Genomic DNA, 19813 nt, shown 5'->3' on the forward strand with positions numbered 1-19813 from the left:
GCGATGAGGAGGAGTGGCGCCAAATGACCACCCTGCAATCCACGCTGAACCACGACGACGCCGAGTTCACCGAGGCCGCGTCGGCGGCGATCGCGAAACTCGACGAGATCGACGCCGAGCTGGCCAATGCGCTGGCGGGCGGCGGACCCAAATACGTTGAGCGTCACCACGAGCGCGGCAAACTGACCGCGCGTGAGCGCATCGAGTTGCTCGTCGACGCGGACTCGCCGTTCCTGGAGCTCAGCCCGCTGGCCGCCTGGGGCAGCGCCTTCAAGGTCGGCGCCAGCACCGTCACCGGCATCGGCGTGGTCGAGGGCGTCGAATGCATGATCGTCGCCAACGACCCGACGGTCAAAGGCGGCACCAGCAACCCATGGACCCTGAAGAAGATCCTGCGGGCCAACCAGATCGCCTTCGAGAACCGGCTTCCGGTGATTTCGCTGGTGGAATCCGGCGGCGCCGACCTGCCCACCCAGAAGGAGATCTTCATCCCCGGCGGGCGGATGTTCCGCGACCTGACCAGGCTTTCGGCGGCCGGGATCCCCACCATCGCTTTGGTGTTCGGTAACTCCACCGCGGGCGGCGCCTACGTCCCGGGGATGTCCGATCACGTGGTGATGATCAAGGAACGCTCCAAGGTGTTCCTCGCCGGTCCCCCACTGGTGAAGATGGCCACCGGCGAGGAGTCCGACGACGAATCGCTGGGCGGCGCCGAGATGCACGCCCGGATCTCGGGTTTGGCCGACTACTTCGCGGTCGACGAACTCGACGCCATCCGCATCGGCCGCCGCATCGTCGCCCGGCTGAATTGGACCAAGCAAGGCCCGAAACCCAAGCCGATCACCGAGCCGTTATTCGACACCGAGGAGCTCATCGGCATCGTCCCCGCGGATCTGCGCATCCCATTCGATCCCCGCGAAGTGATCGCCCGGATTGTCGACGGATCCGAATTCGACGAATTCAAGCCGCTGTACGGCTCCTCACTGGTGACGGGCTGGGCCCAGTTGCACGGCTACCCGATCGGGATCCTGGCCAACGCGCGCGGCGTGCTGTTCAGCGAGGAGTCGCAAAAGGCCACGCAGTTCATCCAGCTGGCCAACCGCTCCAACACGCCACTGCTGTTCCTGCACAACACCACCGGCTACATGGTGGGCAAGGACTACGAGGAGGGCGGGATGATCAAGCACGGCTCGATGATGATCAATGCCGTGTCCAATTCGACCGTCCCCCACATCTCGCTGCTGATCGGCGCCTCCTACGGCGCGGGCCACTACGGCATGTGCGGCCGTGCCTACGATCCGCGGTTCCTGTTCGCCTGGCCGACGTCGAAGTCCGCGGTGATGGGTGGCGCCCAGCTCTCGGGGGTGCTGTCGATCGTGGCCCGCGCGGCCGCGGAAGCCCGCGGCCAGCAGGTCGACGAGGAGGCCGACGCGGCGATGCGGGCCGCGGTCGAGGGCCAGATCGAGGCGGAGTCGCTGCCGCTGGTGTTGTCCGGGATGCTCTACGACGACGGGGTGATCGACCCACGGGACACCCGGACCGTGCTGGGAATCTGTTTGTCCGCCATCGCCAATGGCCCGATCAAGGGGACGTCGAACTTCGGCGTCTTCCGGATGTGAGCCCCATGATTACTCGAGTTCTGGTTGCCAACCGTGGCGAGATCGCGCGCCGGGTGTTCGCCACGTGCCGCCGGCTGGGCCTGGGCACCGTCGCCGTCTACACCGACCCGGACGCCGGCGCGCCGCACGTCGCCGAGGCCGACGCCCGGGTGCGGCTGCCCAAGACCAACGACTATCTCAACGCCGAGGCCATCATCGCCGCGGCCCGCGCCGCCGGTGCCGACGCGATCCACCCCGGCTACGGGTTCCTCTCGGAGAACGCCGATTTCGCGGCCGCCGTCCAGCACGCCGGACTGACCTGGATCGGCCCGCCGGTGGACGCGGTGCGGGCGATGGGCTCCAAGATCGAGGCCAAGAAGCTGATGGCCTCCGCCGGCGTGCCCGTTCTCGACGAGCTCGATCCCGACACGGTCACCCAGGCGCAGCTGCCGGTGCTGGTCAAGGCCTCCGCGGGCGGGGGCGGGCGGGGCATGCGGGTGGTGCGCGAATTGTCCGCCCTGCCAGCAGAAGTCGAGGCAGCGCGCCGCGAAGCGCAGTCCGCGTTCGGCGATCCGACGGTGTTCTGCGAGCGCTACCTGCCCACCGGCCACCACATCGAGGTTCAGGTCATGGCCGACACCCACGGCACGGTGTGGGCCGTCGGGGAACGCGAGTGCTCGATTCAGCGCCGCCACCAGAAGATCATCGAGGAGGCCCCCTCCCCGCTGGTGGAGCGCACCCCGGGCATGCGCGCCAAGCTGTTCGACGCGGCGCGACTGGCCGCCGGCGCGATCGGCTACACCGGCGCCGGGACGGCGGAGTTCCTGGCCGACGACGATGGCGAGTTCTACTTCCTGGAGATGAACACGCGGCTACAGGTCGAGCACCCGGTCACCGAAGAGACGACCGGGCTCGACCTGGTGGAACTGCAGCTCGCGGTGGCCGACGGCGCCCGCCTCGACGCCGAATCTCCTGCCGCCCAGGGTCATTCGATCGAGGCCAGGCTCTACGCGGAGGATCCCGCACGCGAGTGGCAGCCCCAGGCCGGTGTTATGCGCGCGTTCGAGGTGCCCTCCGTGCGAGCCGAGTTCGGCTCGCTGGGACAACGGACCGGCATCCGGCTGGATTCGGGGATCGCCGACGGATTCACGGTGTCGATCCACTACGACCCGATGCTGGCCAAGGTCATCTCCTACGCCCCGACACGCCGCCAGGCGGCGCTGGTTCTCGCCGACGCGCTGACCCGAGCCCGGGTGCACGGGCTGCGCACCAACCGCGACCTGCTGGTGAATGTGTTACGGCATCCAGCGTTCCTCGACGGCGCCACCGACACAGCGTTTTTCGACACGCACGGCCTGGCCGAACTATCGGCGCCGCTGGGTGACGCCGCAGCGGTTCGTCTGTCGGCGATCGCCGCCGCCCTCGCCGACGCCGCGCGCAACCGAGCGCTCGCCCCGGTGTTGGGTGCCATCCCCAGCGGCTGGCGAAACCTGCGGTCGGGTTATCAGGTCAAGACCTACGGTGACGATGACGGCAACGAACACCGCATTCAATACCGGTTCGACAGAACCCGGTTGGTCCTGCCCGACGATCCTTCGGTGCAATTGGTGTCGGCCACGGCGAAAGCTGTGGTATTGAGGACGGACGGCGTCGACCACCACTTCTCGGTGCGGCGCTACGACCCCAGCGATTCCGACGTCTACGTCGACTCCGCGCGCGGACCGGTGCACCTGATCGCGCTGCCGCGCTTCCCCGAGCCCGGTTCGACCGTCGAAAAGGGATCGCTGGTCGCCCCCATGCCCGGCAACGTCATCCGACTCGGCGCTGCGATCGGCGACACCGTCACCGCCGGTCAACCACTGATCTGGTTGGAAGCCATGAAGATGGAACACACCATCACAGCACCGGTCGACGGCGTTCTCGCCGAACTCGACGTCAAGACCGGTCAGCAAGTCGAAGTGGGCGCCGTACTGGCAAGAGTCGAAGCGCCGCAATCAGAAGGAGATCCCCAGTGACCGACAGCAGCTTCATCGAGAACGAGGAGCGTCAGGCCCTGCGCAAGGCGGTGGCTGAATGGGCGTCCAACTACGGCAGCGAGTACTACCTGAAGAAGGCGCGCGCCCACGAGCACACCGACGAATTATGGTCGGAGGCAGGAAAACTCGGCTTCCTGGGCGTGAATCTGCCCGAGGAGTACGGCGGTGGCGGCGCCGGAATGTACGAGCTGTCGCTGGTGATGGAGGAGATGGCCGCCGCCGGTAGCGCGTTGCTGCTCATGGTGGTCTCGCCCGCCATCAACGGCACCATCATCAGCAAGTTCGGCACCGAGGAGCAGAAGAAGCGCTGGCTCCCCGGTATCGCCGACGGGACACTGACCATGGCGTTCGCCATCACCGAGCCCGACGCCGGATCCAACTCGCACAAGATCACCACCACGGCCCGCCGCGACGGCAGCGACTGGGTCCTCAAGGGCCAGAAGGTGTTCATCTCCGGCATCGACCAGGCGCAGGCCGTGCTCGTGGTGGCCCGCACCGAGGAGGCCAAAACGGGCAAGCTGCGCCCCGCGCTGTTCGTGGTGCCCACCGATGCGCCCGGCTTCACCTACACGCCCATCGAAATGGAATTGATCAGCCCCGAACGCCAATTCCAGGTCTTCCTCGACGATGTCCGGTTGCCCAGCGACGCACTCGTCGGCGCCGAAGATGCCGCCATCGCACAGCTTTTCGCCGGCCTGAACCCCGAACGCATCATGGGCGCGGCCAGCTCGGTCGGGATGGGGCGGTTCGCGCTGGACCGGGCCGCCGAGTACGTCAAGACCCGCCAGGTGTGGGGAACCCCGATCGGCTCGCACCAAGGGCTGTCACATCCGTTGGCGCAGTGCCACATCGAGGTCGAACTCGCCAAGCTGATGATGCAGAAGGCCGCGACCCTGTATGACTCCGGCAACGACATGGCTGCGGCCGAGGCCGCGAACATGGCCAAATACGCTGCGGCCGAAGCTGCTACCCGGTCGGTGGACCAGGCCGTGCAGTCGATGGGCGGCAACGGGCTCACCAAGGAATACGGTGTGGGCGCCATGCTGACTTCGGCCCGGCTTGGCCGCATCGCCCCGGTCAGCCGCGAGATGGTGCTGAACTTCGTCGCGCAGACGTCACTGGGCCTGCCGCGAAGCTACTAAATGGACACCCTCGTCGAATACGCCGGACCCGCCGACACGGGCGGGCCGTACGCGCGGCTGACGCTGAACTCACCGCACAACCGCAACGCGCTGTCGACCACGCTGGTCGCCCAGTTGCACCAGGGGCTGCGCGACGCCTCGTCGGATCCGGCCGTGCGCGCGGTGGTGCTGGGCCACGCCGGGGGCACCTTCTGCGCCGGCGCGGACCTGAGCGAGGGCGGCGGCGCAGCCGGGCGAAGCGGGTCGCCACCCCCTGCCTATGACATGGCCGTCGCCCGGGCCCGGGAGATGACCGCTTTGATGCGGGCCATCGTCGCCTCGCCACTGCCGGTGATCGCCGCCATCAACGGCCATGTCCGGGCCGGCGGCTTCGGCCTCGTGGGTGCCTGCGATATCGCGGTCGCCGGGCCGCGCAGCACGTTCGCGCTGACCGAGGCGCGCATCGGCGTCGCCCCGGCGATCATCTCGTTGACTCTGCTGCCGAAATTGTCGCCGCGCGCCGCGGCGCGCTACTACCTGACCGGCGAAACATTCGACGCCGACGCGGCGGCGGAAATCGGGCTGATCACCATGGCCGCCGAGGACGTCGACGCCGCGGCCGAGAAACTGGTCGCCGATGTGGGCCGTGGGTCACCGCAGGGGCTCGCGGCTTCCAAGGCGCTGACGACGGCCGCTGTGTTGGAAGGGTTCGACCGTGACGCCGAACGGCTCGCCGAGGAATCGGCGCGGCTCTTCGTGTCCGACGAGGCCCGCGAAGGCATGTTGGCGTTCCTGGAGAAGCGGCCACCCCGCTGGACGAGTTAGCCAACGACAAGTTAGCCAGATGTCTAAGAGTGGTCCGGCCAAATCGGCCGGCGGTCCGGCCCGAGCCGATGCAAGGTTGCAGTTTAGCCAATCCTCTTGCAGCAAAACCTGGACGTCGTAGGCTCGTGGGTGATGAGCAACTCAACGCAACGGGATGCGGAGGACACGCGCGACCAGCCGTCGCGCGCGGCCGATACCGATCGCATACAGACTGCGCAGTTGCTGGCGTACGCGGCCGAGCAGGGCCGCCTGCAGCTCAACGACTACGAAGACCGTTTGACCAGGGCCTATGCCGCGACGACGTATGAGGAACTGGACCGGTTGAGGGCCGATCTGCCCGGCGCCCCGATCAGCCCGCGCCGCGGCGGCAAACCCAATCCGGCGCCGTCGACGCTACTGCTGGCGTTGATGAGTGGCTTCGAGCGGCGCGGCCGATGGAACGTGCCGAAGAAGCTGACCACCTTCACCCTGTGGGGCAGCGGGGTGGTCGATCTGCGCTACGCCGACTTCACCTCGACCGAGGTTGACATCCACGCGATGTCGATTATGGGCGTGCAGAACATTTTGCTGCCGCCCGAAGTCAACGTGGAGGTGCACGGCCGCGGGGTGATGGGAAACTTCGACCGCGGCGTCCACGGCCAGGGCACTCCCGGGGCACCGACGGTCCACATTCGCGGCTTCTCGCTGTGGGGAGCCGTCGGGATCGCGCGTAAGGCCCGCAGGCCCCGCGGCGGGTAGCCGCTTCCCAGCGACGGAGCCTCAGCGGGGCACGTAGTCGAAGGTGTCAGGGTTGGGTCCGTTGCGTCCCGACTCACCCTTGTTCAGCGCTGAGATCGCGTCCATGTCGGAATCGTCCAGTTCGAAGTCGAACAGCTCGAAGTTGGATTTGACCCGTGCCGGTGTCACCGATTTGGGGAAGACGATGTCGCCGCGCTGAATGTGCCAGCGCAACACGACCTGTGCGGGCGTTTTGTCGCGGGACCCGGCGATGCGGTTGATCACCGGATCGTCGAGCACCTTGCCCTGGGCGATGGGTGCCCACGCCTCCGTGGCGATGCCGTGCTCGCGTCCGTACGCCCTCACCTCGTCGTTGCCGAAGTATGGATGAACCTCGATCTGGTTGACCGACGGCACGGTGTCGGTTTCGTCGGCGAGCCGATTCAAATGTGCGACTTGGAAATTCGACACGCCGATGCTGCGCGCGCGTCCGTCCCGCGCGAACTCTTCGAAGACCTTCCACGTCGAGACGAAGTCGCCGTCGTAGAGCGTGGGCAGCGGCCAGTGGATGAGAAACAGGTCGACGTAGTCCGAATCGAGCGCCTTCAGCGTTTGGTCGAAGGCGCGGCGCGCGTCATCGGGCTTGTGAAAGCCGTTGTTGAGCTTGCTGGTGATGAAGACCTCGCCGCGCTCAAGGCCGGCGTCGCGGATGCCTTGGCGGACTTCCTTTTCATTTCCGTACATTTCGGCGGTGTCGATGTGCCGGTATCCGATGTCGAGCGCCGTCTTGACCGCCGCGGCCGTCTCGTCGGGCTTGATCTGGAACACCCCGAAACCGAGCTGCGGGATCTCGACACCGTCGTTGAGTTCGATCGTGGGAACCTTGCTCACGGGATTTCTCCTTTTATGGTCTATCGACGGCGGCGGGAACGTAGGTAGTCGCCGACCACCGCCGCTCCCAGCCCGTCGAGATCGGGCACCACGACGCGTCCCTCGACGCGCCGGGCGACCTGGTCAATGAAGCGCGCCAGGCCGGGATCGCTGCCCAGCCGGAAGATCGTGATTTGCGCACCGAGGCGCGCCATTTCATCGAAGCCGCGCACGGTGTGGGCGATGGTCCGCGGGTGCGGCGGGTAGTCGAAGAAGACCGTCGTGCCATCACCGTCGAAGTCCTCCAGGTGGGCGGTCGGCTCGCCGTCGGTCACCACCAGCACGACGGGCTGGGCATTGGGGTGGCGGCGCAGATGACGCCCCGCCAGCGCCAACGCGTGATGCAGGTTGGTCCCCTGCTCGTAGACACCTTCCAGGCCGGTGAGTTCGGCGGCGGTCACCGTCCGGGCGTAGCGGCCAAAGGCGATGATCTGCAAGGCATCCGAGCGAAAACGCGTGCACACCAAGTGGTTGAGCGCCAGCGCTGTCTGCTTCATCGGCAGCCAGCGGTTCTCCATCACCATGGAAAACGACGTGTCGACCAGCAGCGCGACCGCGGCCTGCGTGCGGGTCTCGGTCTCGGAGACCTCGACGTCGTCGACGGAGATCTTCAACCGCGCGTCCGGCCCATCGAGGGTGGCCGTTCCCGCCTGCCGCAGCACGGCATTGGTCAGCGTGCGCGAAATGTTCCACGGTTCGGTGTCACCGAACTGCCAGGGCCGGGTGGCGCCCGTGAGCTCGCCGGCCGCACCCGCCCGCCGATGATCACGCTCACCGCGCCGCCCGGAAAGTTGTTGCGCCACATCGCGTAGCGCCGTCTCGCCGAGCCTGCGCATCGCCTTCGGCGACAGCCGCCACTGGCCGTCGGAACCGCGGTCCAGGAAGCCCTGATTCACCAGCGCACGTTCCAATTCGGCGAGCGTGCGGGCATCGACGGCCGCCTCGTCGCCGAGCTGGCGTGCCAGCGCGTCGAGGTCGACGTCATCCATGGTGGCGCCGGGATAGCTTTGCGAGAGCTGCTCGGCCAGTTGCTCGAGCTCGGCGATGTCGGACAGCGCCTGGGTGCCCTCACCCATCCCGAACGGGTTGTCACCGGAGAACTGTTCGGATCCGGTCCAGTCCTCCCCGGGCCGCGCCGCCTGCAGGTGCGCATCGAGCCGACTCAGCGACTCCATCAGGGCCGGTGAGCCGAATGCCTGCTGCGCCAAGGCATCCAGCTCCGCGCGCTGCTCGGCGCTGAGGCTGTTGCGGAAGCGCTGCGCGGCGGCGGCCCGCTTGGCCAGCGAGTCCAGCAGCTCGTCGACGTTGCGCGGGTTCTCCGGGAAGAACTCGCCGTGGGAGTCCATGAAGTTTTCGAAGTCTTCCTGGGTGTCCTCGCCGCGCGCGTGCTTGTCCAGCAGGTCGTTGAGGTCGTTCAGCATGTCGTTGACGCGCTGGCGGTCCTCGTCGGTGGCCCCCTGAAGCGCCTGCTTCATGCCCGCGAAGCGCTGGTCGAGCATCTCGCGGCCGAGCAGATCCTTGATCTGGTCGTACTTTTCGCGCGCCTCGCCGCTGCGCCAGTTGTACTCGGAAAGCTCCTGGACGGCCTTGGCCGGCGACGCCGGTAGCGCGTCCAGTTGGAGTTCGCCGAAGCGGGCGTCGTCGTCGAGCGCGCGGGCCAGCTCCTTGCGTTCGGCCAGCACCGCCTCGTCCAGCAGTTTCTTGATCTCCTGCAGCGTGCCGTCCAAGTTGTTGCGCCGCAACAACTCCCGTCGCCGTCGGTTGGCCTCGGCCGCCAGCCGGTCCGCGCCCGGCATGTTCTTGGTGCCGCGGCGCAGCAGCTCGGAGAGCGCGCGTCGCGGCGAGGTACCGGCCATGACGTCCTGGCCGATCTGTTCGAGCGCCTCGCGCAGATCCACCGGCGGAGCCAGCGGGTCGGGCCCGCCGGTGTACGCCGAGTACCGCGATGAGTGCCCTCTATTAGCCATAGACGGTTTGCCCCTCCTCGGACACCTTGTCGATGCGCTTGGCCAGATACAAAGCCTCGAGCGCCAGCTCGAGCGCGGCGGCGCGTTCGCCCTCCGACCGCGCGCCCAGCTTGTCCGCGATCTTGTCCACCACCGGCAGGCGCGGGACGGCGGCCAGCACGTCCTTTGCCGACACCCGCTCGCCCGTCGTCACCGCGGACCCGCCCTCGACCGCCGACACCAGCGATCCGACGTCGATGCCGCCCAGCACCCGCGACGCGGTGTCCGCGGTCGCGCGGCGCAGCAGGTGTTCGAGCACCGCCTGTTCGCGGCCTTCCTCGCCGGACTCGAATTCCAGCTTGCCGCGCAGGACGTCGATCACGGTGCCCAGATCGACCACCCGTGCCACCGGGTCCGTCTCCCCCAGGATCGCGCCGCGATGGCGGGCGGCGGCCGCGACGGTCTCGGCGGCGGCGATGGCGAACCGCGCCGACACCCCCGAGCGTTGGTCGACGGAATTCGACTCCCGCAGGTAGCGGGCGAACCGGGCGATGATCTGCATGAGGTAGTCGGGCACCTGCGCCGACAGGTGCGCCTCCTGCGCGATCACCCCGACTTCCGCGTCGAGCTCGAGCGGATAGTGGGTCCGGATCTCCGCGCCGAAGCGGTCCTTGAGCGGGGTGATGATGCGCCCGCGGTTGGTGTAGTCCTCGGGGTTGGCGCTGGCGACCACCAACACGTCCAGCGGCAGGCGCAGCGTGTAGCCGCGGACCTGGATGTCGCGCTCCTCCATCACGTTGAGCATCGACACCTGGATGCGCTCGGCGAGGTCGGGAAGTTCGTTGACCGCGACGATGCCGCGGTGCGCGCGCGGAATCAGCCCGTAGGCGATGGTCTCGGGGTCCCCCAGGCTGCGGCCCTCGGCGACCTTGATCGGGTCGATGTCGCCAACCAGGTCGGCGACGCTGGTGTCGGGCGTGGCGAGCTTTTCGGTGTAGCGCTCGCTGCGGTGCTTCCACTCCACCGGCAGGTCGTCGCCCAGGGTGGCGGCCTTGCGGATCGACTCCGGCGTGATCGGCGAGAACGGATGCTCCCCCAGTTCGGCCCCGGCGATCACCGGCGTCCACTCATCGAGCAACCCGACCAGCGCACGCAGCAGCCGGGTTTTGCCCTGGCCGCGCTCGCCGAGCAGCACGAAGTCGTGACCCGCGATCAAAGCCCGCTCGAGCTGGGGCAAGACGGTGTCGTCGAATCCCAGAATGCCAGGCCAGATGGCTGCGCTGTCCGGCCCGTCGGCCAGTGCGGTCAGCAGATTTTCGCGGATTTCCTGCTTGACTCCCCGTTCACGGTGACCGGCGGCGCGCAGTTCGCCGACGGTGCGGGGCAGGTTGCTCGGTGACGTCACCACTCCACGCTACGACGATGCCGCCGATGGGACACTATGCCCTCCCCCAAGTACGCGGGTGCCGGGCAGGCTGATCGACTGCCCGGCACCCGGTCGGAGATCCCGAGCGCAGCGCGATGCTGCACCCGAACACCGCTCAGCTGTAGCTGACGACGGCCTGCGCGTCACCCGGCTTCCACGTGATCGTGCCGTGCTCGAAAGTCGACTTCTTCATGCCATCGGGGGTGTCGACCTCGTCACTGGTCGGATACCCGAGCTTGCCCTGCGAACCGCCGAGCTCATTCCACTTGTCGCGGATCAAGCCCCACACCACGTAGGCCTGCGTCTTGTTGACGATGACGCCGCCATCGAATTGCTGGTAGGTGCCACCGTCGGGATTCGTTTGCTGATTATCCTTCGGGGCCCCTAAGTCCTTGCGCGCCTTGTCGTCGAGGGACTGGTACTTCGCCAAAATTGGTCCCTGAACGGTGTACGGCGTGCCGTTTGCGCCCGGAATCTGCGTCGTGCTGCCTGGCGCACTCGGAGTCGTTGCTGCTGATGTTCCCGCGGCGGCTGAGCTCGAGGTTGCGGCCGACGAAGCGGGTGTAGTTGTTGAACTGCCGGCTTCACCCGATTTATTTGCCGAGCATCCTGCGCCGACGAGTGCGACACTCGCAATCGCGACGGAAATTGTGGCCGTTCGTATTGCGTTCGCGCGCATATCAATTCCTCTCGAATTGTGTTCGCCCCGCTATTGCCGACCCAAAGTGATGCTATTTCCATTCGCGACCATAGAGCAAGGACTGGGATCGACAATTGCCGATCTTCAGTGGGCGAAGTGGCGCGCCCCAGTGAGATACAGCGTGATGCCGGCGTTGGCCGCGGCCGCGGTCACCTCGTCGTCGCGCACCGATCCGCCCGGATGCACGATGGCCTTCACCCCGGCAGCGGTCAGCGTCTCGAGTCCGTCGGGGAAGGGGAAGAACGCGTCCGAGGCCGCGACCGCGCCGCGCACCCGATCCCCGCCGCGTTCGACGGCCAGCCGCGCGGCGTCGACGCGGTTCACCTGACCCATGCCGACGCCGATGGTGGCGCCACCGGCGGCGATCACGATCGCATTCGATTTGACGGCGCGGCATACCCGCCAGGCAAAAGCCAGGTCCGCCAGCGTTTCCGGGTCGGCGGGGTCCCCCGTCGCAAGGGTCCAATTCGCCGGGTTGTCCCCGTGGGCGTCGAGTTCGTCGCGCTGCTGCACCAACAGCCCGCCACTGACGGGCCGCAGTTCGGTGCCGCCGGTGAGCGGCTCGGAGGCGACCAGCACCCGGATGTTCTTCTTGCGGGTCAGGATGTCCAGGGCGGCCGGATCGTAGGCGGGCGCGATGATGACTTCGGTGAAAATCGTGCTGACGTATTCGGCCATCTCGACGCTGACTTCGGTGTTGGCCGCGATGACCCCGCCGAATGCGCTCAGCGGATCGCATTCGTGGGCCTTGCGATGGGCGTCCGCCACCGAGGCCGACGAAATCGCGATTCCACATGGGTTGGCGTGCTTGATGATTGCCACGCATGTCTCTTCGTGGTCGAAGGCGGCCCGCCATGCCGCGTCCGCGTCGGTGAAGTTGTTGTAGGACATCTCTTTTCCGTGCAGCTGCTCGGCCTGGGCCAGCCCGGGCCACGCGCTCGGGTCGTTGTAGAGCGCGGCCTGCTGGTGCGGGTTCTCGCCGTAGCGCAGCATCGCCGAGCGGCGCCAGCTGCGGCCCAGCCACTTCGGGAAGGCGGTCGCTGGATGTTCGGGGGCCAGCGTCGACTCCATCCAACTCGCCACCGCGATGTCGTATTCGGCGGTGTGCTGAAACGCCAGCGCCGCCAGTCTTTTGCGCTCGGCGAGCGTAAACCCGCCCTGCCGGACCGCGGCCAGCACGCCGTCATAGCCCTGCGGGTCGGTGATCACCGCCACGCTGGGATGGTTCTTCGCGGCGGCCCGCACCATCGACGGTCCCCCGATGTCGATCTGTTCGACGCAATCGTCGATGCTCGCGCCGGAGTCCACCGTCTCGCTGAACGGGTACAGGTTGACGACGACGAGTTCGAAGGCCGCGATGCCGAGCTGTTCGAGCGCCTCGGCGTGCTCGGGTTTGCGCAGATCCGCCAGCAGGCCCGCGTGCACGCGCGGGTGCAGGGTCTTGACGCGGCCGTCGAGCACTTCGGGGAACCCGGTCAGTTCCTCGACCCGGGTCACCGGAATGCCTTTTTCGGCAATGTTCTTCGCGGTGGATCCCGTGGAGACGATCTCGACGCCCGCCGCGGCCAGCCCCCGGGCCAGGTCGATGAGCCCGGTCTTGTCGTACACGCTGATCAAGGCGCGGCGGATCGGCCTTTTGGCGTTCTCCCGCCAGTCGTCGGTGCTCATCCGTTGTCGCCTTTCATCCGATCGTCGCTTTTCTCCCGACCAGGGTCAGCCCGCCGGTTGCGATCGCGGCCACCACGTCCGCGAGCAGCTTGCGTTCGGTGACCTTGATGCGTTCATGCAAAGTCTCTTCGTTGTCGCCGTCGAGCACGGGAACGGATTGCTGCGCCAGGATCGGCCCGGTGTCCGTCCCGGCGTCCACCAGGTGCACCGTACAGCCTGTGATTTTCACGCCGTAGGCCAACGCGTCGGCCACCCCATGCGCGCCCGGGAACGCCGGCAGCAGCGCCGGATGCGTGTTGATGACGCGTCCGTAGAACCGTGAAAGGAATTGTGGTCCAAGGATTTTCATGAATCCCGCGGACACCACTAGGTCGGGCGAGTGAGCGGCGGTGGCCTCGGTGATAGCGGTGTCCCAGGCGTCGCGGTCGGGGTGGTCGCCGAGCCGGACGGTGAAGGTGGGCAGGGACGCGGCCGCGGCGATCTCGGTGGCCAGGCAGTCGCGGTCGGCGCCGACGGCGACGATCCGGGCAGGATAGTCCGCGACCGCGGCGGCGATCAGGGAGTTCAGCAGCGATCCGGTGCCCGAGGCCAGTACCACTACCCGCGCCGACGCGTTGGGGGGCACATGGAGGGCTTCGACCACATCGGCGAGCCTAGTCGGGCGACGATGCGCGCCCTCACGGGCGCGCTCAGGAGCCCGATGGCGGCGGCATGCGTTTGACGATCAAGCTGGCCAATAGGGCAATTGCCCACCTCCGAGCGACAACCGTCCGACGCCCGCGATTTCCCACGGCCGTTGTCGCTCGGAGGTGGGCAATTTGCCTATTGCTCCGGATCGCGTTCGGCAGCGGTAGGTCCCGGCTCGCCCTCCGCCGCGGGAGACCCCGCCTCGCCCTCCGCCGCGGGAGACCCCGGCTCGCCCTCCGCGGCATCGCCCCCCGCCGCGGGAGACCCCGGCTCGCCCTCCGCGGCATCGCCCTGCGCCACACGAGACCCCGGCTCGCCCTCCGCCGCCGGAGTCCCCGGCTCACCCTCCCCCGGATCACCCGCGGAACCCTCGAAGACGTCCTCCTCCGCCACCCGATCGTCGAAAACATCGGTGAAATCCGCCGGCTCTTCGGCCGGTGCGGCGGACGCAGGTTTGGCCCGCAACCGCCTGGGCCGGGGCCTGATCCCCCCACTCAGCACCACGGTGATCCCGCCGATCACCGTGAACCAGAAGAAGACACCGAGCAGCAACGCGCCCTGGTCGACGCCGACATGGCCGAAGTTACCCAGCTGGCCGCTCCCGGCGTACGCGAGCAGCGACATCACCAAAGCCCCGGCGGCCGAGGCGACCAACAGCTTGACCATCGCCGCGGCCGGCGGCAGCGCACGCCGGGCGCACTGCTGTCCCACCGCCACGCCCGACGACGCACCGATGATGAGCAGCGCAACCCATACCGGCCCCAGCGGCGGCCTGGGCACCGCCGCCAACACCGGCAAGGCCGGAATATCGCCACCGAACACGGTGAACGAGCTGAACGTCGCGAAACCGATGTGGGCGCTGGAGCCGACGGCGACCGCCGCGGTGCCCACAATCACGTTGGGCGCGTACAGCATTGACAGCAGGGTGAGGCTGAACTCGCCGAAGATCGAATCGGTGATGCCGTAGAGCTCCTGCATGGTCGCCCAGTGCACGACGAGCGACCCGGCCGTCACGAACCCGGAGAGCCCGAGCAACGCCAGCAGGCCGGCGGACGCGGCGCGCAGCGAATCGCCCAGCCAATAGGGCAACGACGACACCGCCAGCACGCGTGGCCCGACCCGGGACCACACCCCGATTCCCGCGCCGGCTGCGTGGACCACGAGCACGCTGAGGAACGCCCGCAGCGCGCTCGGGGTTTGCAGCTCGGTGATCACCGACGACGCGTCGTGGATGACGGCGAGGGCGATGGCCGTCATCAGCAAGGGTCCGCCCAGCGCCGACGCCACCACCCAGCGAACGACCAGCCACGACGAGTGCGGCGAGGTGGCCCGCGCCGTGCTGCGCGCGGTGGCCCAGACCATGAGCAGCACCGGCAGCAGCGGCATCACACCGAGTTCGCGGCCACCGATGGAGATCGGCACCTGGTGCACGCCGAGCCACATGCTGGCGATGGCACCCAGGGCGCCGGTCATGTCGCTGTTGGCGATCAGCAGTTGGATGAGCGTGACCGCGGCGATGATGACCAACGCCACCACGGCCGGGGCGAACGCGACCCTGACGAGGTCACGCGCCTGGCGAGCGCCCGCTGCCCGGTTGTCCTCTAGCCGTGTCACTCTTGGGCACGTCCCCGACTAGGCGCGACAGCGCACGGTTAAGCGGGCGCTGGGCCAGACGGTGAGGACGGCGACTGCTGCTCCTGGCCGAAGGATTGACCGCCGGATTGCTCGGAGTAGTTGGTGGGTGAACCGGCGTCCGATCCGCCGCCGACGTTCGGCGGCGGGCTGAAGCTGGGGAAGCCGGTGGGGGGCGTCGACGAGCCCTGGTGCTGCGCGGACGGCTGCGAGCCCGACTGCGGCGAAGGCTGGGCGCCGAAACCGCCGGTCGGTGCGCCGCCCTGGGTCGGCGCACCGCTGGCCCCATAACCGCCGTATTGCGATCCGTATCCCTGCTGGCCGCCGTGCTGCTGGCCGCCCGGCTGACCGTAGTAGGGCTGCTGGCCGTACTGCCCGTATTGCCCGTACTGGCCGTACTGCGAGTAGGGGTCGTACTTGGGGCGCGGCGTCGGCGCCGTGATCACGCCGGAGTCCAGCAACACGACGACGACTGCGGCGATCGCCTGCAGCACGATGGCCGCCACCAGGGGCCACATCGCCCAGCCGATGGCGAAACCGGCGGGCAGGTTGATCGTCTCGGTGATGGCCAGCAGCGCTCCCAGCACCGCGATGACCGCGACAACGCCCACGTAGCTCTTGGCTTTCGGGAGCAGGCTCAGGCCGGCGAGCAGCGCGGCCAGCAGGGCAACCACGACCGCGGTACCGGCATCGCCGGCCCGGCCACCGATGCCCGGCCCGAGGTCGGCGCTGATGGTGAACGTGGGCCCGAAGTTCAGGAGGTAAGCCACCAAGCCGAGCACCACCACCGCAATGTTCAGATACAGCGGCAGCTTGCTCTTGCCGTCGTCTTCTTTGGCGAACGAGGGTGTGGCGCCTGCATACGTGCCGCCGGACTGCGGCGGTGGGTATCCGGGGCTACCGGGAGAGTAGGTCATTGCTCCTCCTGTTGCTACCAGTGCCTTTAAGTGCCGAGCGGGCGCCGCGGTGGCGATGCGACGCTGTGCTTGCAGGCGCGTCACCGCATTGCGACGCGGTCGATCACCCACGCTAGCGCACGTGCGGGAACCGGTGGCGCCGCCACTGTCTTGGGCGGCGAGGCCCCCGGCGGCCCTCCGGCGAGACGGTCGGTATCACCGGAGCTTGCTCAGCACAGGTAGAACACGTTCTAATTCTCTGCATGGATTACGGGCTTGTGCTTTTTACCAGCGACCGCGGCATCTCTCCGGCGACGGCCGCGAAGCTTGCCGATGACCACGGCTTTCAAACCTTCTACGTGCCAGAACACACTCATATCCCGATCAAGAGAGAGGCCGCGCACCCGACGACCGGCGACGCGTCGCTGCCCGACGACCGCTACATGCGCACGCTGGACCCGTGGGTGAGCCTGGGCGCCGCCTGTGCCGTCACGTCGCGGGTGCGACTGTCGACCGCGGTGGCGCTGCCGGTCGAACACGACCCGATCACGCTGGCGAAAAGCATTGCCACCCTTGACCATCTCTCCGGCGGACGGGTCAGCCTAGGCGTCGGATTCGGTTGGAACACCGACGAACTCGCCGACCACAACGTGCCGCCCGGGCGTCGGCGCACCATGCTGCGCGAGTACCTCGAAGCGATGCGGGCGCTGTGGACCGAGGAGGAAGCCTCCTACGACGGCGAATTCGTCAAGTTCGGGCCCAGCTGGGCCTGGCCCAAGCCGGTGCAGCCGCACATCCCGGTGCTGGTGGGCGCCGCTGGCACCGAAAAGAACTTCAAGTGGATCGCGCGCAGCGCCGACGGCTGGATCACCACCCCCCGCGACTTCGACATCGACGAACCGGTCAAGCTGCTACAGGACACCTGGGCGGCCGCGGGCCGCGACGGCGCCCCGCAGATCGTGGCACTGGACTTCAAGCCCGTCCCCGAAAAGCTCGCCAAATGGAGCGAGCTGGGCGTGACCGAGGTCCTGTTCGGGCTGCCGGACAAGCCCGAGGCCGAGGTCGCCGCCTACGTCGAACGGCTCGCCGGCAAACTAGCGGCTCTCGTGTAACTGCGGTCAGGCCAGCGTGGCCCGGTTGTCCTTATCCGTCGACCGCACCACGATCGAAGCCCCCAGCGGCTCGCCGTCGCTGAGTAACCCGACCAGATCGGGGTCCTCGCTCAGGGCCAGGAAGCGGCTGCCGTCGTCGTCGAGGCGGCCGATGATGAGGCCGGTGCGCACCGGCCAGTCGTAGCGCACGGTGTAGGTCTCGATGGTCGCGCGACCGTCGGCCTTGATGGTCACCGCCATCTTGGGGCGGGCCGCGACCTCGGCGCGCAGTGCGGCGCTGTTGTCGGGCTTCCAATTCACCGGCGTGGTCGAGTACACCCCAGCGGAGTACTTGCTCATGATCCCGCCGTTGGCGGCGACCAGGCCGAATTGCCCTGGCAGATCCCGCATTTCGCTGACCGTTTCGGCGATGCCGTGCAGTGAGTAGTTGTTGCCCGGTCCGCCGAAGTACGGCAGGCCGCCGGTGAGTGTGAGCCCCCGCGGATCGTCGGTGGCCAGCTGAGTCCCGTCGCAGAAGTTGAACACCGGCACCGGGAAGCAGCTGTAGAGGTCGAAGGTCGAGACGTCGTCGATGCCGACACCGGCCACGGCGAGCGCTTCCTGGACCGCCAGCACCGAGGCCGAGTTGTAGGTCAGGTCGAGGCGGTCCAGCAGTGGCTGGTCCACCATGTCGGCGTGGCCGTGCAGAAACACCCAGCGCTCCTCGGGCACACCGAGCCGGCGGGCGGCGCCCACCGACATCAGCAACGCGGCCGCGCCCTGATTGACCTGATCGCGGGCCACCAGCAGCCGCGGGTACGGATCGCAGATCATCCGGTTGGACTCGGTGACGGTGATCAGCTCGTCGACGCTGCGCTCCACCGGGGAGGACGCGAACGGGTTCTTCGCCGCCACCTTGGTGAACGGGGCGAACAGCTCGCCCATTTCGCGCCGGTAGTCGGCGACGCTCAAGCCCAGCCGGCCGCGGCGCGCGTTCTCCAGCAGCCCGTACTGGGCCGGCGCTCCGATGAGCCCATGCGCGACGGTGTAGTCGTCGAACAGGCCGTCGTATCCGAACCCGCGGTCCTCGAGGGAACCCTCGACCGTGTCGGAATGATCCGGCTTATCCCGGTCGGCGAAATACCGGATGCTGGACGTGTTTTCGGAGCCGAAGATCATCACGACCTCCGCCTCCCCCGAGGCGATGACACCGGCGAACTCGGTGACCAGATGCTGGGGGCCCTGGCCGCCGATGGGCTCGAGGATCGCGCGGGCCGGCGCGGCGCCGATGCGCTGGGCCACCGACCGCGGGTAGTTGTTGGACTTGCCCATCGGCGCGGGGGTGCGCCCGGAGATCTCGAACTGCCGGAGGGCGGCGACGGTGTCGATGGCCGTGGCGACGGCGGTGACGTCGGCCCCGGTGTCATGTAGCGCGGCCTGCGCCGCTGCCGTCGCCAACTCCACCGACGACATTCCGCGGTAGCCGGAGTCCTCGATGCGCTCGGTGAACTGCCCCACGCCGACGATGACGGGCGTGTTCGGGTCGAGATTCATAGACCCACTATCTACCGTGTGCCGGGCCACGGCCAAATCCGGGGCCCCCTCGCGGCATCGGCCGGGCACGGCCCCCTACAGGTTCTGCAGGATCTCCCGGGCGAGCGCCGCGGTCTCCGACGGGGTCTTGCCGACCTTGACGCCCGCGGCTTCCAGCGCTTCCTTCTTGGCGGCCGCGGTGCCCGACGAGCCGGACACGATGGCGCCCGCGTGGCCCATCGTCTTGCCTTCCGGCGCAGTGAATCCCGCGACGTAGCCGACGACCGGCTTGGACACGTTCGCCTTGATGTAGTCGGCGGCGCGCTCCTCGGCGTCGCCGCCGATCTCGCCGATCATCACGATGACCTTGGTGTCGGGGTCCTTCTCGAACGCCTCGATGGCGTCGATGTGCGTGGTGCCGATCACCGGGTCACCACCGATGCCGATCGAGGTGGAAAAGCCGAAATCGCGCAGCTCGTACATCATTTGGTAGGTCAGGGTGCCGGACTTGGACACCAGGCCGACCGGACCGGGCCCGCTGATGTTGGCGGGGGTGATGCCGGCCAGGGCCTCGCCCGGGGTGATGATGCCGGGGCAGTTCGGCCCGATGATCCGCGTCTTCTGTCCCTTTTCGACGTTATAGGCCCACGCATAAGCGCTGTCCTGCACCGGAATTCCCTCGGTGATGACAACCAGCAGCGGGATCTCGGCGTCGATGGCCTCGATGATCGCGTCCTTGGCGAATTTCGGCGGCACAAAGACGACCGACACGTTGGCGCCGGTTTCCTTCATCGCTTCTGCGACGGTGCCGAACACCGGGAGCTCGACGTCCTTGCCTTTCGGGTCCACGTGCGACACGGTGGTGCCGGCCTTGCGGGCGTTCACGCCGCCGACCACCTGGGTGCCGGCCTTCATCATCAGCGCTGTGTGCTTGGTGCCCTCACCACCGGTGATGCCCTGGACGATGACCTTGGAGTCGTTGTTCAAAAAGATCGACATGGCTTGGG

General features: G+C 67.9%; 16 protein-coding genes. 6 read left to right on the plus strand and 10 right to left on the minus strand.

Translation table 11 applies throughout. The features are described 5' to 3' along the window. Positions 1 to 23: 23 nt before the first annotated feature. The 5 genes from QGN31_RS20640 (at position 24) to QGN31_RS20660 (ending at position 6318) form a co-directional block, all read left to right on the plus strand. On the plus strand, positions 24 to 1619 hold the full coding sequence (locus tag QGN31_RS20640) for an acyl-CoA carboxylase subunit beta (protein WP_009957816.1): 1596 nt from the start codon (positions 24 to 26) through the stop codon (positions 1617 to 1619). Between the two features lie 5 nt (positions 1620 to 1624). After that, on the plus strand, positions 1625 to 3613 hold the full coding sequence (locus QGN31_RS20645) for an acetyl/propionyl/methylcrotonyl-CoA carboxylase subunit alpha (RefSeq protein WP_014941346.1): 1989 nt from the start codon (positions 1625 to 1627) through the stop codon (positions 3611 to 3613). Beyond that, positions 3610 to 4776: an acyl-CoA dehydrogenase family protein gene (locus tag QGN31_RS20650; RefSeq protein WP_008254047.1), complete on the plus strand. Its 1167-nt coding sequence runs from the start codon at positions 3610 to 3612 to the stop codon at positions 4774 to 4776. The genes QGN31_RS20645 and QGN31_RS20650 overlap by 4 nt, the downstream gene beginning before the upstream one ends. Continuing rightward, positions 4777 to 5580, plus strand: coding sequence for an enoyl-CoA hydratase family protein (locus QGN31_RS20655; RefSeq protein ID WP_008254044.1), 804 nt, complete (start codon positions 4777 to 4779; stop codon positions 5578 to 5580). It begins immediately after the preceding gene. Positions 5581 to 5712: 132 nt separating this feature from the next. Continuing rightward, a complete protein-coding gene (locus QGN31_RS20660) occupies positions 5713 to 6318 on the plus strand; it encodes a DUF1707 SHOCT-like domain-containing protein (protein WP_008254042.1) in 606 nt (201 codons plus the stop codon). A 21-nt stretch (positions 6319 to 6339) separates the two neighbouring features. Here the strand turns inward: QGN31_RS20660 and QGN31_RS20665 are convergent, their stop codons facing one another. The 8 genes from QGN31_RS20665 to QGN31_RS20700 form a co-directional block, all read right to left on the minus strand. Continuing rightward, positions 6340 to 7188, minus strand: a complete 849-nt coding sequence (locus QGN31_RS20665) for an aldo/keto reductase (protein ID WP_008254041.1) — start codon at positions 7186 to 7188, stop codon at positions 6340 to 6342. Positions 7189 to 7208: 20 nt separating this feature from the next. Continuing rightward, positions 7209 to 9194 carry a vWA domain-containing protein gene (locus tag QGN31_RS20670; protein ID WP_026071411.1) on the minus strand — a complete coding sequence of 662 codons (1986 nt, stop codon included), beginning with the start codon at positions 9192 to 9194 and terminating at the stop codon, positions 7209 to 7211. Further along, complete coding sequence (locus QGN31_RS20675) at positions 9187 to 10581, minus strand: ATP-binding protein (RefSeq protein ID WP_008254031.1); 1395 nt, start codon at positions 10579 to 10581, stop codon at positions 9187 to 9189. Before QGN31_RS20675 ends, QGN31_RS20670 begins: the two co-directional genes overlap by 8 nt. 133 nt (positions 10582 to 10714) lie before the next feature. Then, on the minus strand, positions 10715 to 11278 hold the full coding sequence (locus QGN31_RS20680; RefSeq protein WP_026071410.1) for an LGFP repeat-containing protein: 564 nt from the start codon (positions 11276 to 11278) through the stop codon (positions 10715 to 10717). Positions 11279 to 11383: 105 nt separating this feature from the next. Beyond that, entirely contained in the window at positions 11384 to 12967 is a 1584-nt protein-coding gene (gene purH, locus QGN31_RS20685; protein ID WP_008254027.1) for a bifunctional phosphoribosylaminoimidazolecarboxamide formyltransferase/IMP cyclohydrolase, read from the minus strand. Between the two features lie 13 nt (positions 12968 to 12980). Continuing rightward, entirely contained in the window at positions 12981 to 13610 is a 630-nt protein-coding gene (gene purN / locus QGN31_RS20690) for a phosphoribosylglycinamide formyltransferase (protein ID WP_008254024.1), read from the minus strand. A 179-nt stretch (positions 13611 to 13789) separates the two neighbouring features. Then, positions 13790 to 15268 carry a cell division protein PerM gene (locus tag QGN31_RS20695; RefSeq protein ID WP_233425320.1) on the minus strand — a complete coding sequence of 493 codons (1479 nt, stop codon included), beginning with the start codon at positions 15266 to 15268 and terminating at the stop codon, positions 13790 to 13792. A 38-nt stretch (positions 15269 to 15306) separates the two neighbouring features. After that, positions 15307 to 16203: a DUF5336 domain-containing protein gene (locus QGN31_RS20700; RefSeq protein ID WP_008254020.1), complete on the minus strand. Its 897-nt coding sequence runs from the start codon at positions 16201 to 16203 to the stop codon at positions 15307 to 15309. Positions 16204 to 16445: 242 nt separating this feature from the next. Here QGN31_RS20700 and QGN31_RS20705 point away from each other — a divergent pair, with 242 nt between their 5' ends. After that, complete coding sequence (locus tag QGN31_RS20705; RefSeq protein WP_009957825.1) at positions 16446 to 17294, plus strand: LLM class F420-dependent oxidoreductase; 849 nt, start codon at positions 16446 to 16448, stop codon at positions 17292 to 17294. Between the two features lie 6 nt (positions 17295 to 17300). Here QGN31_RS20705 and QGN31_RS20710 read toward each other — a convergent pair whose 3' ends face one another. Continuing rightward, on the minus strand, positions 17301 to 18827 hold the full coding sequence (locus QGN31_RS20710) for an acetyl-CoA acetyltransferase (protein WP_009957826.1): 1527 nt from the start codon (positions 18825 to 18827) through the stop codon (positions 17301 to 17303). Between the two features lie 75 nt (positions 18828 to 18902). After that, positions 18903 to 19805, minus strand: coding sequence for a succinate--CoA ligase subunit alpha (sucD, locus tag QGN31_RS20715; protein ID WP_014941344.1), 903 nt, complete (start codon positions 19803 to 19805; stop codon positions 18903 to 18905). Between the last annotated feature and the right edge of the window lie 8 nt (positions 19806 to 19813).

Origin of the sequence: Mycobacterium sp. 2-64, assembly GCF_035918375.1 — a bacterium.
Taxonomy (GTDB): domain Bacteria; phylum Actinomycetota; class Actinomycetes; order Mycobacteriales; family Mycobacteriaceae; genus Mycobacterium; species Mycobacterium intracellulare.